The sequence below is a fragment of the Allobosea sp. CRIB-10 genome (assembly GCF_900112185.1).
Taxonomy (GTDB): Bacteria; Pseudomonadota; Alphaproteobacteria; order Rhizobiales; family Beijerinckiaceae; genus Allobosea.
Map to the genome: position 1 here is coordinate 529,749 of NZ_FOKP01000001.1, position 14,713 is coordinate 544,461.

The 14,713-nt window shown below is 67.4% G+C and carries 15 protein-coding genes; 8 read left to right on the plus strand and 7 right to left on the minus strand.

Annotated elements, in window-relative coordinates; genetic code table 11:
• Nucleotides 1-13: 13 nt before the first annotated feature.
• The 6 genes from BMZ69_RS02415 to BMZ69_RS02440 all read right to left on the minus strand — a co-directional run bounded on the left by BMZ69_RS02415 (nt 14) and on the right by BMZ69_RS02440 (nt 5,951).
• A complete protein-coding gene (locus tag BMZ69_RS02415) occupies nt 14-1,066 on the minus strand; it encodes an ABC transporter substrate-binding protein (RefSeq protein WP_175506635.1) in 1,053 nt (350 codons plus the stop codon).
• 177 nt (nt 1,067-1,243) lie between these two features.
• Nucleotides 1,244-2,086, minus strand: coding sequence for an arginase family protein (locus tag BMZ69_RS02420; protein WP_092154399.1), 843 nt, complete (start codon nt 2,084-2,086; stop codon nt 1,244-1,246).
• Nucleotides 2,083-2,904, minus strand: coding sequence for an ABC transporter permease (locus tag BMZ69_RS02425; protein ID WP_092154401.1), 822 nt, complete (start codon nt 2,902-2,904; stop codon nt 2,083-2,085). The genes BMZ69_RS02420 and BMZ69_RS02425 overlap by 4 nt, the downstream gene beginning before the upstream one ends.
• Nucleotides 2,904-3,803, minus strand: coding sequence for an ABC transporter permease (locus tag BMZ69_RS02430; protein WP_092154403.1), 900 nt, complete (start codon nt 3,801-3,803; stop codon nt 2,904-2,906). Before BMZ69_RS02430 ends, BMZ69_RS02425 begins: the two co-directional genes overlap by 1 nt.
• 10 nt (nt 3,804-3,813) lie before the next feature.
• A complete protein-coding gene (locus BMZ69_RS02435) occupies nt 3,814-4,899 on the minus strand; it encodes an ABC transporter ATP-binding protein (RefSeq protein ID WP_092154405.1) in 1,086 nt (361 codons plus the stop codon).
• The gene (locus BMZ69_RS02440; protein ID WP_092154407.1) at nt 4,896-5,951 is read right to left on the minus strand and encodes an ABC transporter substrate-binding protein; all 1,056 of its coding nucleotides are present in this window, start codon (nt 5,949-5,951) and stop codon (nt 4,896-4,898) included. The genes BMZ69_RS02435 and BMZ69_RS02440 overlap by 4 nt, the downstream gene beginning before the upstream one ends.
• A gap of 287 nt (nt 5,952-6,238) precedes the next feature.
• Here BMZ69_RS02440 and BMZ69_RS02445 point away from each other — a divergent pair, with 287 nt between their 5' ends.
• A complete protein-coding gene (locus BMZ69_RS02445; protein WP_092154409.1) occupies nt 6,239-6,565 on the plus strand; it encodes a DUF3870 domain-containing protein in 327 nt (108 codons plus the stop codon).
• A 77-nt stretch (nt 6,566-6,642) separates the two neighbouring features.
• Here the strand turns inward: BMZ69_RS02445 and BMZ69_RS02450 are convergent, their stop codons facing one another.
• Nucleotides 6,643-8,034: an aminotransferase gene (locus tag BMZ69_RS02450; RefSeq protein WP_092154411.1), complete on the minus strand. Its 1,392-nt coding sequence runs from the start codon at nt 8,032-8,034 to the stop codon at nt 6,643-6,645.
• On the opposite strand from BMZ69_RS02450, the gene BMZ69_RS30975 reads away from it, so the two are divergent.
• The 7 genes from BMZ69_RS30975 to BMZ69_RS02480 all read left to right on the plus strand — a co-directional run bounded on the left by BMZ69_RS30975 (nt 8,033) and on the right by BMZ69_RS02480 (nt 14,698).
• Complete coding sequence (locus BMZ69_RS30975; protein WP_139218955.1) at nt 8,033-8,281, plus strand: hypothetical protein; 249 nt, start codon at nt 8,033-8,035, stop codon at nt 8,279-8,281. The two genes, BMZ69_RS02450 and BMZ69_RS30975, sit on opposite strands and share 2 nt — an antisense overlap.
• 154 nt (nt 8,282-8,435) lie before the next feature.
• Nucleotides 8,436-9,359, plus strand: a complete 924-nt coding sequence (locus BMZ69_RS02455; RefSeq protein ID WP_092154413.1) for a hydroxymethylglutaryl-CoA lyase — start codon at nt 8,436-8,438, stop codon at nt 9,357-9,359.
• A gap of 15 nt (nt 9,360-9,374) precedes the next feature.
• On the plus strand, nt 9,375-10,121 hold the full coding sequence (locus tag BMZ69_RS02460) for an enoyl-CoA hydratase/isomerase family protein (RefSeq protein ID WP_092154415.1): 747 nt from the start codon (nt 9,375-9,377) through the stop codon (nt 10,119-10,121).
• Nucleotides 10,118-11,272: a CaiB/BaiF CoA transferase family protein gene (locus tag BMZ69_RS02465; RefSeq protein ID WP_092154417.1), complete on the plus strand. Its 1,155-nt coding sequence runs from the start codon at nt 10,118-10,120 to the stop codon at nt 11,270-11,272. The genes BMZ69_RS02460 and BMZ69_RS02465 overlap by 4 nt, the downstream gene beginning before the upstream one ends.
• On the plus strand, nt 11,269-12,060 hold the full coding sequence (locus BMZ69_RS02470) for an enoyl-CoA hydratase/isomerase family protein (protein WP_244543168.1): 792 nt from the start codon (nt 11,269-11,271) through the stop codon (nt 12,058-12,060). The genes BMZ69_RS02465 and BMZ69_RS02470 overlap by 4 nt, the downstream gene beginning before the upstream one ends.
• Nucleotides 12,057-13,694, plus strand: a complete 1,638-nt coding sequence (locus tag BMZ69_RS02475; protein WP_092154422.1) for an AMP-binding protein — start codon at nt 12,057-12,059, stop codon at nt 13,692-13,694. The genes BMZ69_RS02470 and BMZ69_RS02475 overlap by 4 nt, the downstream gene beginning before the upstream one ends.
• A complete protein-coding gene (locus BMZ69_RS02480) occupies nt 13,691-14,698 on the plus strand; it encodes an NAD(P)H-dependent flavin oxidoreductase (RefSeq protein ID WP_092154424.1) in 1,008 nt (335 codons plus the stop codon). The genes BMZ69_RS02475 and BMZ69_RS02480 overlap by 4 nt, the downstream gene beginning before the upstream one ends.
• The last annotated feature ends 15 nt before the right edge of the window (nt 14,699-14,713 follow it).

Consider the following 14,713-nt stretch of genomic DNA (forward strand, 5'->3'; position numbering starts at 1 on the left):
AGTCCTCAAAGGCTCACTTCGCGATCAACGCCTGGTAGCGCTCCTGCACGCGGGCGATGTTGTCAGCCCACCAGGCGGGCTGGAGCGGAGCCTGGCGATCCTTGTTCTGCGGCGAGGAATTGGCCTTCGCCAGCGCTTCGGCCGAGAACTGCTTCACCGCGAAGGCGCGCTCGTTGATCGGCCCGTAATAGGGCAGCAGGTCGGGGATGTTGGCCTGGATCTCGGGCGTCACCATCTGCGCGATCATGCGCTGGGCGGCAGCAGCGTTCGCCGCGCCCTTGGGGATGCCGAAGCAGCCGAAGCCGAGCAGGGCCTGGTCATAGGTGAACTCGACCGGCGCGCCATCGGCCAGCACGCTGGCGACCCGGCTGCCCCAGATCACCATCATGTCGACCTCGCCATCCTTGAGCAGCTGCGCGGCTTGGGCACCCGATTGCCAGAACACGTCGATCGAGGGCTTCAGCTTCGCCAGCGAGGCCAGGGCACGGTCGGCGTCGAGCGGATAGAGCTTGTCCTTGTCGACGCCGTCGGCGAGGAGCGCGACCTCCATGCTCTCCTGCGGATAGATGTGCATGGCTCGCCGGCCCGGAAACGCCTTCGGATCCCAAAAATCCTTCCAGTTGCGCGGCGGCTTGTCCTTGTATTTGTCCTTCTGCCAGGCCAGCACGGTCGAGACATAGTTGCTGCCGATATAGGCCGTCCCCCGCGCCTGCGGCGCGATCCCGGTCGTATCGATCTTGGAATAGTCGAGTGGCTCGAACAGCCCTTCGCTCTGGCCGCGGGCGCAATCGGCCTCGCCGAGCTGGACGATGTCCCAGCCGGGCTTGCCGGACTGGACCTGCACCCTGACGCTGGCGAGGCCGCTATGGCTCTCCTCGCGCACGCGCACGCCGAGCTTCTTGCCCGCCGGATCGAACAGCGCCTTGCGGACGCTACCCTGATACTGCCCGCCGAAGCCGGCGAAGGTGACCGAATCCTGCGCCATGGCGACCGGCGCCGAGCCGATCAGCACGGCGGCGGCAAACGCAAAGCGCGACATCGTCATGCCCGATGAAAACTGCGTCATGTTTCTCCTCCCGATATGAAAACGGCGCCGCGCACGCGGACGGGCTGTCCGCATGCCGGCGCCGGTTCATCCGCTTGCCCGTGTCCGTCCTTGCGGGAAGGACACCGCGAAATGCCTTGCGACGTTGATGAAAAAGGCGGGTTCGGCCAGGCGCCCTATGCAAGGGCGCGCGGCCGTCTAGCTGGTCTCACATGCGATCACCATGACCGGACAATTCAGGGCGCCCGAGAGCTTGCGCGCCGCGGCGGCGGGGCCCGACAAAGCGAGGCGGTCGAACGGCGCCGTCAGCCCGGCCTCGATATCGACCACGACGGCACCGGGCGAGAACCGCCTGATCGCCTCGCAGGCCTCGGCGAGCGCGGCATCGGCGGTCGTTTCATCGGCCTCTGCGCCAAGGACGAGATTGAGATTGGCGCCGGCGGCACCCTCGCCGCCATGCTCGTCGGCATAGCCGGTGTAGAAGGGGTAGCGCTGGGCGGGATCGCCATGAACCGACACGGTCAGCACGTCGGCGCGCGCCAGGAAGATCGACTGGGTTCCATTGGCGTGATGCTGACCAAGGCTGAGCACCGCGATACGCGGCAGGCTCTCGCGCAGGAAGGATGCCGCGATCGCCGCATGGTTGAGGTAGGAGCCATGCGCCGCGCGCCCGGCATAGGCGTGGCGCCCGCCACCGACCCCGCGGATAACGGCCTGCCGTTCGCCCGCCGCAATCTGCAAAGCACCGGCTATAACGTTTCGTGCCCCGGCAAAAGCGTCCGGCCAGGTCGAAGGCGAGACCGCCGTCAGCGCGTCCGCGAGATAGAAGCCGGCGCGCGCCTCGATATGCGCGGGCAGGCGCATCCGGTCGCAGCCGGGATGCAGCGTCGCCCTGATCTCGGCGTCCGGCTTCTCCAGCGGCGCGAAGCGCAGGAACTCCAGATAGGAGGCCTCGTGCACGCCCTGGATCGCGTATTGGCAGAGCGAGTCCAGTTCGGCCGCCTCCTCGTCGCCGCGCTTCGAAACGGATCTGGCGGTCATCGCGCTGCTCCCTTCTCTGGCCGCTTCGCGATCTGGACGATGAGCAGCAGTACGATCGAAGCGACGACCAGCACCGAGGACACTGCCGCGACCAGCGGGTCGACCTGGTCGCGGATGTTGGCGAACATCCGGCGCGGCAAGGTCGAGTTCTCGCCGCTGGAGATGTAGAGGGCGATCACCACCTCGTCGAAGGCGGCGACGAAGGCGAACAGCGCCCCGGCCGCGATCGAGCTCTTGATCTGCGGCACCGTCACGGTGAGGAACGCCTTCAGCCGGGTCGCACCCAGGCTGCGGGCCGCCCGCTCCAGATTGCCGTCAAAGGATTGCAGCCCGCTCGACACCGTCACCAGCACGAAGGGCAGCGCCAGCATGATGCCGACGAGCACGAGGCCGGTCACCGTGTTGTTGAGGCCGAGCTTGGCGAAGACGAAGAACACACCGATCGCGACCAGGATGTTCGGCACGATCATCGGCAGCAGGAAGGACATACGCAGCGGCTTGGTCAATCGCTCCGGCATCTGCGAGAGGCCGTAAGCCGCCGCGGTGCCGATCGGCGTCGCGATCAGCGTCGTCAGACCGGCGACCCTGAGCGAAAGCCAGAGCGCATCCATCCACTCGGCGGAGTCGAAGAATTCGCGATACCAGCGCAGGCTCCAGGCCCGCGGCGGGAACTCGAGATAGTTCGAGGCCGAGAACGACATCGGCACGATCAGCACGCAAGGCACGATCAGGAAGGTGAAGATCAGCGCGCAGAGTCCGTAGAGCCAGAGCCTCTGATAATGCCTGATCTGCGTGGCGCTGGCGGCGGCGGTCAGCATCAGCGGCCCCCATAGAGCTTGTCGACGCGGAACACCTTGTTCAGCGCGGCGAGGATGGCGATCGTCACCACGAGCAGCAGCACCCCGAGCGCGCTTGCGGCGCCCCAGTTGCTGTAGGTCGAGACATTGGTGGCGATCTGCATCGACCACATGCTGACCCGCCCGCCGCCGAGCAGCGCCGGGGTCAGGTAGAAGCCGAGGCTCAGGATGAAGACGAGCACCGTGCCGGCGAAGAGGCCGGGGCGGCTGAGCGGGAAGAACACGTCCCAGAAGGCCCGCATCGGCGAGGCGCCGCAGCTCGACGCCGCCTTCAGATAATCGGTGTCGATGGTCTTCATGCTCGAATAGAGCGGCAGGATCATGAAGGGCAGCAGCACATGCAGCATGCCGATCGTGGTGCCGATGAAGTTGTTCACCAGCGGGATCGGCTCGTTGATGATGCCGAGGCTAACCAGCCAGCTATTGATCAGGCCGCGTCGCTGCAGCAGCACGAGCCAGGCATAGGTGCGCACCAGCACCGAGGTCCAGAACGGCAGAATCACGAAGATCATGCAGATCGCCGCCGCCCGCGGGCTGAGCTGCGAGAGCAGATAGGCGACGGGATAGCCGAGCAGGATCGAACCGAGCGTCACGATCCCGGCGATCTGGAAGGTCGTCACGAAGGTGATCACGTAAACCGGCTGCGCCAGCCTTGCATAGTTCTCGAGCGAGACGCCGCCATCCTTGCCGATGAAGGAGAGGACGAAGAGCCAGCCGACCGGGACGATCAGCAGCAGCCCGATGACGACGAGCCCGGGCACGGCGAGGAGCGCGAAGGACCATGCCTCGCGCCGCTCGGCGCGGGCGAAATAGGCCGCGTCGGTGAAGCCCGGCGCCGCGGCTGCAATGACGCCGGTCATGGATCGCGCCTCAGACATCGCCGCTGACCAGGATGCTGTCGTTGCGGTGGACGTTGATGTGGATCGGCTGGCCGGGTGTCGGCACCAGCCCGCGATTGGCCTCCTGCGGCACCACTCGCACGGCTATGTTCTGGCCATCGGGGAAGCCGGCGATCACCAGCAGGCTGTCGCCCTGGAAGATCGTCTCGCGCGCCACGGCAGAGAACGAATTGACCTCGGCCTCCGGACCGGCGACCGGGCCGATCGCCAGTTTTTCCGGCCGCAACGCCAGCCAGCTTTCACGGGGGGGAGCGCTCGACGCTCCCGCATGATCGGGCAGGCGCAAGGGGGTACCGAAGACGCTGGCGCCGCCGCCTGCCCCGAGCTCCACCGGCAGGAAGGTCGTCTCCCCCACGAAATCGGCGACGAAGCGCGTCCGCGGCCGGTCGTAGATCGCCCGCGGCGTATCGAACTGGATCAGGGCGCCATTGTTGATCACTGCTATCCGGTCCGACATGGTCAGCGCCTCGCGCTGGTCATGCGTCACGAACACCGTCGTCGTGTGCAGGCGCTCATGCAGATGGCGCAATTCGATCTGCATCTGCTCGCGCAATTTCTTGTCGAGCGCCGAGAGCGATTCGTCCATCAGGAGGATGCGCGGCTCGAAGACGATCGCCCGCGCCAGGGCGACACGCTGCTTCTGCCCGCCCGAGAGCTTGTCGACGGGACGATCGACGAACTGGCTCAGCCTGACCATATCGAGCGCGCCGCGCACTTTGGTCTCGATCTCGCTGCGTGAGAGGCGCCGGAGCTTGAGCGGATAGGCGACGTTCTCGAACACGTTCATATGCGGGAACAGCGCGTAGTTCTGGAAGACGAGGCCGATCCCGCGCTGGTGCGGCGGCCTCGTCAGCAATTCCTCGCCCGCGACCAGGATGCTGCCGCTCGTCGGCGTGACGAAGCCGGCGAGCACTTGCAGCAGCGTCGTCTTGCCCGAGCCGGACGGGCCGAGCAGCGTGACGAACTCGCCGGGCGCGATGTCGAGATTGATGTCCTTGAGGGCCTCGAACGAACCGAACGTCTTCGAGAGCCCCCGGATCGAAACCGGAACCTTCATTGCAGGATCGCCGACTTGAAGGCCTCTTCCGCCTTGTCGCCGTTCCTGGCCCACCAGGCCGCGTCGATCAGCACCTGCTTTGCGGCATTCTGCGGCGAGGAATTGGTCTTGGCGAGCTGTTCCGGCGTGAACTTGCGGACCTCGTAGGCCTTGGCATTGACCGGGCCGTAATTGTCCATCTTCTCGATGATGTTGGCCTGGATCTCGGGCGAGATCATCGCCAGCGCGAGCGCCTTCGCCTTCGCGACGTTCCCGGCGCCCTTGGGGATGGCGATGCAGCCATAGCCGAGGATGCCCTGGTCGTAAGTGAATTGAACCGCGCTGCCATCCTCGATCACCGGCGAGACCCGGCTGCCATAGATCGCGATCAGGTCGACCTCGCCATCCTTGATCAGCTGGGTCGACTGCGCGCCCGTCGTCCAGAACACGCCGATCTGCGGCTTGAGCCGCTTGATCGCAGCAAGGGCGCGCTCGACATCGAGCGGATAGAGCTTGTCCTTGGGCACGCCGTCGGCGAGCAGCGCGATCTCCAGCGTCTCCTGGGCGAGGCCGGAGACGGCGCGGCGCCCCGGGAACGCCTTGGCATCCCAGAAATCGGCCCAGGACTTCGGCGGCTGCTTCACCTTGTCGGTGCGCCAGGCCATGACCACGGAATAATAGTTGGTCGCGACCCAGCTCTTGCCACGCGCCGTGGCCGGGATCGCGGCATCGTCGAGCTTCGAGAGATCGAGCGGCTCGAACAGCCCCTCGCTCTCGCCGCGGGCGCATTCATCGCCGCCGAGATGGACGAGGTCCCAGGCCGGGGCGCCCGACTGGACCTGCACCCGGATCGAGGGCAGATCGCCATGCGTCTCGCTGCGGATCTTGACGCCGACCTTCTGCGCAGCGGGATTGACCAGCGCCGCATCGAAACCCCTGCGCATCGCGCCCCCATAGCCGGCGACGGTAACGCTCTCCTGCGCGCTCGCGACAGCCGGAAGCATCGCGGAAATCGCCGCCCCGACGATCGCGGCGATCTGCCGGCGCCTTGCGCTGTCTGTCCTATCGGTCATTGCCAACCCCTCGGAATTGTTCTTTCGCCGAGGTGACCGAAAACAAAAAAAGACCGGCGCTTTGACCCCGGCCGGATCGGCCTGGAGAAAAAGCGCCGGTCTGAATTGTTCCTCTGGGAGCCCGTCGCGAGAGGGGCAGGCCCAGCACAAATCACCTAGCCCATTTAGTACGCGCCGGAATTTCACCCCTGTCAACCGTCGTCCTGCTCCTGTCTTTTCAGCCCTTGCCAGCTGGCAGGCGAGTGTGAGAGCCGTCTGGCCAAGCAAGCACGAAACAGGGGAACGTCATGTCGGATGTCAGGACTGTGCTGGTGAGCGGCTATTCCGCCGCTCCCAAGGGCACCAGCATGTTCGAGGAGTTCAAGCATGCCGGCGTCGTGCTCGAGATCGACCCGGCGACGAACGTCATCGTCGCGGTCGACGCTACCTTCGTCACCCAGCTCGCACGCTCGTTCTATTCGCGCCTCATCGTCGGCTACGACGTCAGCAACGGCATGGCGCCGCTGGAGCGGCTGATCTCCACGGCCGTGCACACGCCGTCGCGCGAGGCGCTGATCGTCGCCACGCGCGCCGCCGTGCAGCGCTATTTCCAGATCCGCGACAACCGCGGCTGAGCTCAAGCAATTCCAGCAGAAGTGTGCAGCGGTTCTGCGTCCGGAATTGCGTGAAACAAAGACCGGCCTGGCCGCCCTCAGGCGGCCTTGTCCAGCGCGATGCCCTTGGTCGTCAGCAAGTCGAGCCCGAGGTCGAGCGCTTTGGTGAAGCGGTCGACGGCGTCGTCGATGCCCTCAGGCGTGATGATCAGCGGCGGCGTCATGATCAGCGTGTCGCCGAGCGCCCGCACGATCAGGCCGTTCTCGAAGGCGAGACGCTGGATCTCCAGGCCGAACTTCAGCGCGGGCTCGAAAGCCTGCCGCGTCGCCTTGGAGCGGACGAGCTCGATCCCCCACATCAGGCCGACACCGCGGACCTCGCCGACGAGCGGATGGTCGAGCAGCGCCTTGAGACGCCCTTCCAGACGGGTGCCCAGCGCCGGCGCGCCGGCGATCAGCCCGCGCTCCTCATAGAGCGTCAGCGCCTCCAGGCCGACCGCGCAGGCGATCGGATGGCCGCCATAGGTGTAGCCATGGCCGAAGACGCCGATCTTGTCGCTCTGCTCCTTCATCGCCTGATAGATCGGCTCCGACAAAAGCAAGGCCGAGAGCGGCTGGTAGGCGGCGGTCAGTGCCTTGGCGCTGCTGATCATGTCTGGCTTCAGGTCATAGGTCTGCGAGCCCCACCAGTTGCCGGTGCGCCCGAAGCCGGTGATGACCTCGTCGACGACGAAGAGGACCTCGTATTTCCTCAGGATCGCCTGGACCTTCTCGTAATAGCCCTTCGGCGGCACGACGCAGCCGCCGGTGCCCATCACCGGCTCGGCGAAGAAGGCCGCGATCGTCTCCGGCCCTTCGGCCAGGATCAGGTCCTCGATCTCCTTGGCGAGGCGCGTCGCAAAGGCTTCCTCGCTCTCACCCGGCAAGCCTTCCCGGTAGAAATGCGGGCAGGTGACATGCAGGAAGCCATCGAGCGGCAGGTTGAAGTCACGGTGGATATGCGGCAGCCCGGTCAGGCTGGCGCTGGCGATCGAGGTGCCGTGATAGGCGCGCTTGCGGGCGATGATCTTGCGCTTCTGCGGCTTGCCGATCGCGTGGAAATAATACCAGGCCAGCTTGACGGCGGTGTCGTTGGCTTCCGAGCCCGAGCTCTGGAACAGCACCTTCGACATCGGCACCGGCGCGATCTCGATCAGGCGCTCGGACAGCGCGATCGCCGGCTCCGAGGTCCGGTGCGCGAAGTTCTGGTAATAGGGCAGCGCCGCGAACTGCTTCGCCGCAGCCTCGGCCAGCCTGTTCTCGCTGAAGCCGAGCGCCGCGCACCACAGCCCGGCCATGGCTTCGAGATAGCGGTTGCCGGCGTCGTCATAGACGTGGAAGCCCTCGCCACGGGAGATGATCGTCGGGCCGATCTTCTCATGCAGCGAGAAATTCGTCTGCGGATGTAGCTGATAGGCGATGTCTCTGGCGTGATTGGAATTGGCGGTCATGGCGCACCTCGCATGCCGGCTCAAGGCAGCCGAAAACCGCCTCGCATCCGCGCAAATTTTCGGGAAGAGCCGGTTCGATCGCTTGTCTGGGCAGCCGTCGAAGCCGCCCATCGCCAATCGCCTGACAGCGTCGAAAATGCCTGCGGGCACGGTGGTTGTCAAACCGGGCAGCGCGCATCCGCCATGCCCCGATGAGGAGGAACCGGCCACTTGTGCGTCGATGAGCACCCCGAATTTCGCCACTTGACGGCGCGCCGGACACGGGCATAGACCTGAAAGCAGCTAGGAGATTTGTGCCCCGACGCCCCTCAAAGGCAGCGGGACCACAGCAAATCGGACCGGCACACGCAGGAGCGGAAACCCCGCTCGTCCGTGTGCCGGTTTTTTTTTGGACTGACGCCATGACCGATGCGGTTGTCATCTGCGAATGCTTTGCCCGCGACGGGCTGCAGCATGAGCCCGTCTTCCTGCCGAGCGAGCAGAAGATCGCGCTGATCGACGCCTTCACCGCCGTCGGTTTCGAGCGGATCGAGGCGACCTCCTATTCCAATCCCAAGGTGGTGCCGGCCTTCGCCGACGCCAGCGAGGTCCTCGCCGGCATCCGGCGCAATGACGGGGTCTTCTACAAGGCGACCTGCCCCAATCCGCGCGCCGTCGCCCGCGCCGTCGCCGATTCGGAAGCCGGCTACGGACCAAACGAGATCAGCCTGCTGGTCTCGGCGACGGAAGCGCATAGCGAGCGCAACCTGAAGAGCTCGCGGGCCGGGCAATGGACCAATGTCGAGGCGATGGTCGCCGCCGCGCAAGGCCGTTTCCGCCTGATCGGCACGATCTCGGTCGCCTTCGGCTGTCCCTTCGAGGGCCAGGTCGACGCCGCGACCGTCATCGCCGACGCTAAGCGGTTCGCAGCCCTCGGCGTGCGCCATGTCACGCTCGGCGACACCACCGGCCTCGCCACGCCGCGCACCACCAAGGCGCTGTTCCAGGCCGTCGCTGCGGCCGTGCCCGAGCTGACGCTGATCGCCCATTTCCACAACACCCGGGGTACCGGCCTCGCCAATTGCGTCGCCGCCCATGAGGCCGGCGTGCGCAATTTCGACAGCGCCTTCGGCGGCATCGGCGGCCACCCGGCCCAGCTCGTCTATGGCGGCGGCTTCACCGGCAATGTCGCGACCGAAGACCTCGTCAACATGTTCGAGGCGATGGGCGTGCCGACCGGCCTAGACCTCACCGCCCTGATCGAGACCGCGCATCGCTGCGAGGAGGTTCTCGGTCGCCAGCTCCATTCGATGGTCGCCCGTTCCGGGCTCGGCCTCGTCGCCTGATCCTGAAGAGGTATCATGTCCCAGCCCCCTGCCCCGCTGCTCATCGAGACCCGCGGCGCCGTCCGCATCCTGACGATGAACCGGCCCGACAAGCTCAACGCGCTCGACACGGCCCTGACGCAGGGGCTGTTCGACGCGCTGCTGGCGGCCCAAGCGGATGAAGCGATCCGGGCTGTCGTCCTGGCCGGCGCCGGGCGCGGCTTCTGCGCCGGCGCCGACCTCAAGGAATTCGCCGACCTCACCCCGGCCAACCAGAAGGCCGTGGTCGCCCGCGCCGACCTGACCACGCGGCTGCACATGCTGCTGCCAGGCCTCTCCAAGCCGATCGTCGCCGCCGTGCAGGGCGTCGCGGTCGGCGGCGGCGCCGGCACCGCGATCGGCTGCGACATGGTCGTCGCCGGCAGCGACCTGAAATTCGGCTATCCCGAGCTGCGCCACAGCATCGTCCCCGCCATCGTGATGACGAGCCTGCAGCGCGCAGTCGGCCGCAAGCTCGCCTTCGAGCTGGTCAGCACCGGGCGGATGGTCGGCGCCGAGGAGGCGCTGCGGCTCGGCTTCGTCAACAAGGTCGTGGCGCCCGAAAACGTGCTCACCGAAGCGCTCGCCATCGCCGAGGGCTGGGCCAAGGTGAAGCCGGTCGCGATGGAGGCGACCAAGCGCCTGTTCTACCGCGTCGCCGAATTGCCCTTCGAGGCGGCGATGGCGGCCGGGCGCGACATCAACGCGCTGATGCGCAGCTTCCGCGACGGGGACGGCGCATGAGACCGCTCGACGGCATCACCATCGTCGACTTCTCGCGCGTCCTCGCCGGGCCGATGGCGACGATGATCCTGGCCGAGATGGGGGCACGGGTCATCAAGGTCGAGCGGCCCGGCACGGGCGATGAATCCCGGCAATGGGAGCCGCGTGTCGGCGAGGAGAGCGCCTATTTCTTCGCCTTCAACCGCGGCAAGGAATCGATCGTCCTCGACCTGAAGACACCGGCCGGCCGCACCGCGGCAAAGACGCTTGCGCTCCAGGCCGACGTCGTCCTCGAGAACTTCCTGCCAGGCCAGATGGACAAGATGGGGCTGGGCTATGCGCAGCTCTCCAAGGAGAAGCCGGAGCTCGTCTACGTCTCCAATACGGGCTTCGGCCAAAATGGCCCCTATCGCGACCGCGTCGGCTACGACACCATCTTCCAGGCGCTGAGCGGCGTGATGGCGTTGACCGGCCATCCGGACGGCCCGCCCGCCAAGGTCGGCGTGCCGATGGCGGACCTCACCGCCGGGCTCTGGAACGCCGTCGCCATCCTGACCGGGCTGGTCGGCCGCGCCAGCAGCGGCAGGGGCTGCCATGTCGACCTCTCGATGCTCGACACCCAGATCAGCCTGCTGACCATCGCCGCAGCGCGCCTCTTCGCCCTGGGCGAGGACCCGCAGCGCACCGGCACCGAGCATCCCGGCCGCGTCCCCTCCGCCGCCTTCGCCTGCGCCGGCGCCGAATGGCTCCATATCAGCGGCGGCGACCAGCATTGGCAGGCGATCTGCTCGGTCCTCGGCCTGGGCGAACTCGCAGCCGACGCAGCCCTTGCCCGCAACGCCGAACGGGTGAAGCAGCGCGAGCGCGTGATGGCGGCAATGCGCGAGGCCCTGGCTGGGCGCAAGCGTGCCGACGTCGCCGAAGCCTTGCGCGCAGCCGGCGTCCCGGCCGGCGAGGTCAATACGGTCGCGCAGGCGCTGGCCGATCCGCATGTCCAGGCGCGCGGCATGGTGGCGGAGTTCCAGCATCCGACGGCCGGCACCTTCCCGGCCCTGCGCAACCCGCTGCGCTTCACGGGTTATGACACCCCGTCGCTCGGCACCCCGCCGCTGCACGGCGCCGACAGCGCTGCCCTCGTCGCCGAATTCGGCCTGAAGGAGATCGGCGCATGAGCGAGACTCTTCCGTCCGGGATGACCTTCGAGCGCCTCGCGATCTCCGCCGATGGCCCGATCCTGCGGGTGACGCTGAACCGCCCCGAGGCGCGCAACGCCCTCGACCTGACGATGTGCCGCGAATTGCGCGCCGTGTTCGAGGCGATCGAGGCCGACCCGGCTGTTCGCATCGTCCGGCTCGATGGCGCTGGCCCGGTGTTCTGCGCCGGGGCGGACCTCAAGGAGCGCAAGGACAAGGACGAGATCTGGGTCCGGCAGCGCCGGCTCGCCTCCTTCGCCGCCTATGACGCGATCGAGCGTTCGAGCAAGGCCGTGATCTGCGTCGTCGATGGGCCCGTGGTCGGCTCCGGCGGCGAGATCGCCATGGCCTGCGACTTCATCATCGCCTCCGAGCGCACCAGCTTCACCTTCCCCGAAGCGCATTGGGGTACGGTCGGTGCGACGCAGCGCCTGCAGCGCGTCGTCGGCAAGAGGCTGGCGAAGGAGCTGCTGTTCACGGCGCGGCGCTGGCCGGTCGAGGACGCCCTGGCCGCCGGCCTCGTCAACCGCATCGTCGCGCCGGACGAACTGGAAGCGACCGTCGCGGACTTGCTCGCGCAAATCGCCAAGGCGCCGGCTTTGGCGCTGACCCTCGCCAAGCAGTCGATCGAGCTCGGCGAGAAGACCGACCTCGCCACAGGCATCCGCATCGAGCTCGCCGCGATCGAGCGCGCACTCGCCGACACCGAATGGCGCAAGGGCCTCGAAGCCTTCGCCGAACGCGACGCACAGGGAAAGAGCTCATGAGCGCCAGCGAGCTGCCATCCGAACTATTCGGCTGCGCCGACACCTTGCCGGAGGCGCTGGCGCGGGCCGTGCGCCTGGCCGGTCAGGAAGAAGCCGTCGTCTGCAATGGCGAGCGCATCAGCTATGCCGCCCTCGCCGCGCGGGTCGATGAGGTCGCGACCGCGCTCGCCGCGCATGGCGTTCGCAAGGGCGACCATGTCGGCATCTGCCTCGGCAACAGCATCCCATGGATCGTGCTGTTCCACGCCGTCGCCCGGCTCGGCGCCGTCACCGTGCCGGTCAACACCAGGCTGAAGGCGGAGGAGATCGCCTACACGCTGCGGCAGTCGGATGTCTCGCTGCTGTTCATGACCGACCGGCTGCTCAAGATCGATTTCGTCGAGATCCTCAGGCAGATCTGCCCTGCGGTCGACAAGACGCTGCCGGACCCGGCCCTGCCCAAGCTGACCCGCGTCGTCGTGCTCGGCGAGACCGTTCCGGCGGGCGCGACCAGCTTCGCTGATTTCCTGAAGGCAGGCGCCGGTCAGCCCGTCCCGGCCCCCGTGCCGGCGGCCGATGATCCGCTGCTGATCCAGTACACCTCCGGCACTACCTCCTTCCCGAAAGGGGCGGTGCTGACCCATCGCAACATGACCTGGGACGCCTATTCCGCCGGCCGTTTCTTCGGCCTGCGCTCGGGCGAGCGTTATTTCAGCCCCCGCCCCTTCTTCCATGTCGCCGGCAGCACGCTCGCCGTTATCGCCTCCCTCCAGCATCTCGCCTGCCTCGTCAGCTGTGAGCGCTACGAGCCGGGCGATGCACTCCGTTTGATGGAGGAGGAGCGCTGCACGCTGATGTCGGGCAACGACACGATCTTCCTGATGCTGCTCGACCATCCCGACCTGCCCCAGCGCAAGCTCTCCTTGCGCGGCGGCTGGGCCGCGGCGACGCCCTCGGTGATGGAGCGCATCGCGCGCCAGCTCGGCGCGACCGAGATGGCGGTCTGCTACGGCCAGTCGGAAGCCTCGCCGAATATCTGCACTGCCGCCTGGTGGGACCCGCTCGCCGACCGGATCGCCGGCTGGATGCGCATCCATCCCGGCGTCGAGGTCGAGATCCGGGCGACCGAGGATGGCCCCGAGCCCGGCCCCGGCGAGATCGGCGAGATCTATGCGCGCGGCTGGAACGTGATGCAGGGCTATTATGCCAAGCCGGAGGAAACCCGCGCGGTCCTCAGCGAAGATGGCTGGCTGCGCACCGGCGATCTCGGCCGCCTCTCGCCCGATGGCCGGCTCGCCTTCGTGGGACGCGCCAAGGACATCATCCGCGTCGGTGGCGAGAACGTCGCCTCGGCCGATATCGAGAACGTGCTGCACCGCCATCCCGGCATCCAGCAGGCGCAGGTCGTCGGCGTGCCCGACAAGCGCCTGATCGAGGTGCCCGCCGCCTTCGTAATCCTGGCGAGCGGCACCTCGCTGGCGCCCGATGAGATCATCGCCTGGAGCAAGGAGCACCTCGCCGGTTTCAAGGTGCCGCGCTATGTCGAGATCGTCGAGAGCTTCGACCAGATCGGCATGACCGCGAGCTCCAAGGTCCAGAAGAACAAGCTCGCCGCCCATGCGCGCCAGCTCTTCGGCCTCGAGGCGGTGGCATGAACACGCGTGTCGAGAGCCTGCGCATCGAGACGCGCTTCACCCGGCTGGTCGGCATCGATCTGCCGATCGTACAGGCAGGGATGAGCTGGGCCTCCTCCTGCGCGGCGCTGCCGGCAGCGGTCTCGGGCGCGGGCGGGCTCGGCGTCATCGCCGCCGGGCCGATGCGGCGCGACGACCTCAAGGCCGCGATCGCCGGCGTCCGCGCGCAGACGGACCGGCCCTTCGCCGTCAACGTCCCGCTCTATCGCAAAGAGGTCGATGACATCCTCGCTCTGCTGGTCGACGAGCGCGTCCCCGTCATCATCGCTTCGCAGGGCGGGCCGGACCGCTATCTCGATCGCTTCAAGGCAATTGGGGCGATTTGCCTGCATGTGGTCGCCTCCGAGCTCCATGCCGCCAAGGCCGCTGCCAAGGGCGTCGACGGCCTCGTCGTGGTCGGCGGCGAGGCCGGCGGCCATCCGCCGCCCGAGCTGGTCTCGACTTTGGTGATCGGCCGCGCCGTGGCGAAGGCCGTGCCCGAGCTGCCGATCGTGCTGGGCGGCGGCATCGCTGACGGCCAGGGCCTTGCGGCCGCACTCGCCCTCGGCGCCGACGCCGCGCAGCTCGGCACCCGCTTCATGGCGACGCCGGAAGCGCGCCTGCACGACGATTATCGCCGCCGCGTCGTCGCAGCCTCCGTCTCAGACACCATGGTGGTCGGCCGCGGCTTCGGGATGATCCGCGTCCTGCGCAACCGCTTCGCCGAGACGATGGCGGCGGCCGAGCGCGCCGGATGCCCGGACGAGGAACGGCGCGAACTCTTCCAGCGCGCCTCGCTGAAGCTCGCCGCCTTCGACGGCGACATCGAGGACGGCAAGGTCGAGGCCGGGCAGAGCGCCGGGCTGATCGACGACATCGTGCCAGCCGGCGAGCTCGTGGCACGGATTGCCGGGGAATATCGGGCGACGCTGGCGCGACTGCCCGCAGCCCACCTCATCCGCGAGCCCGCCTTGCAGCCTTCGTAAACATCCGCGCCGCCA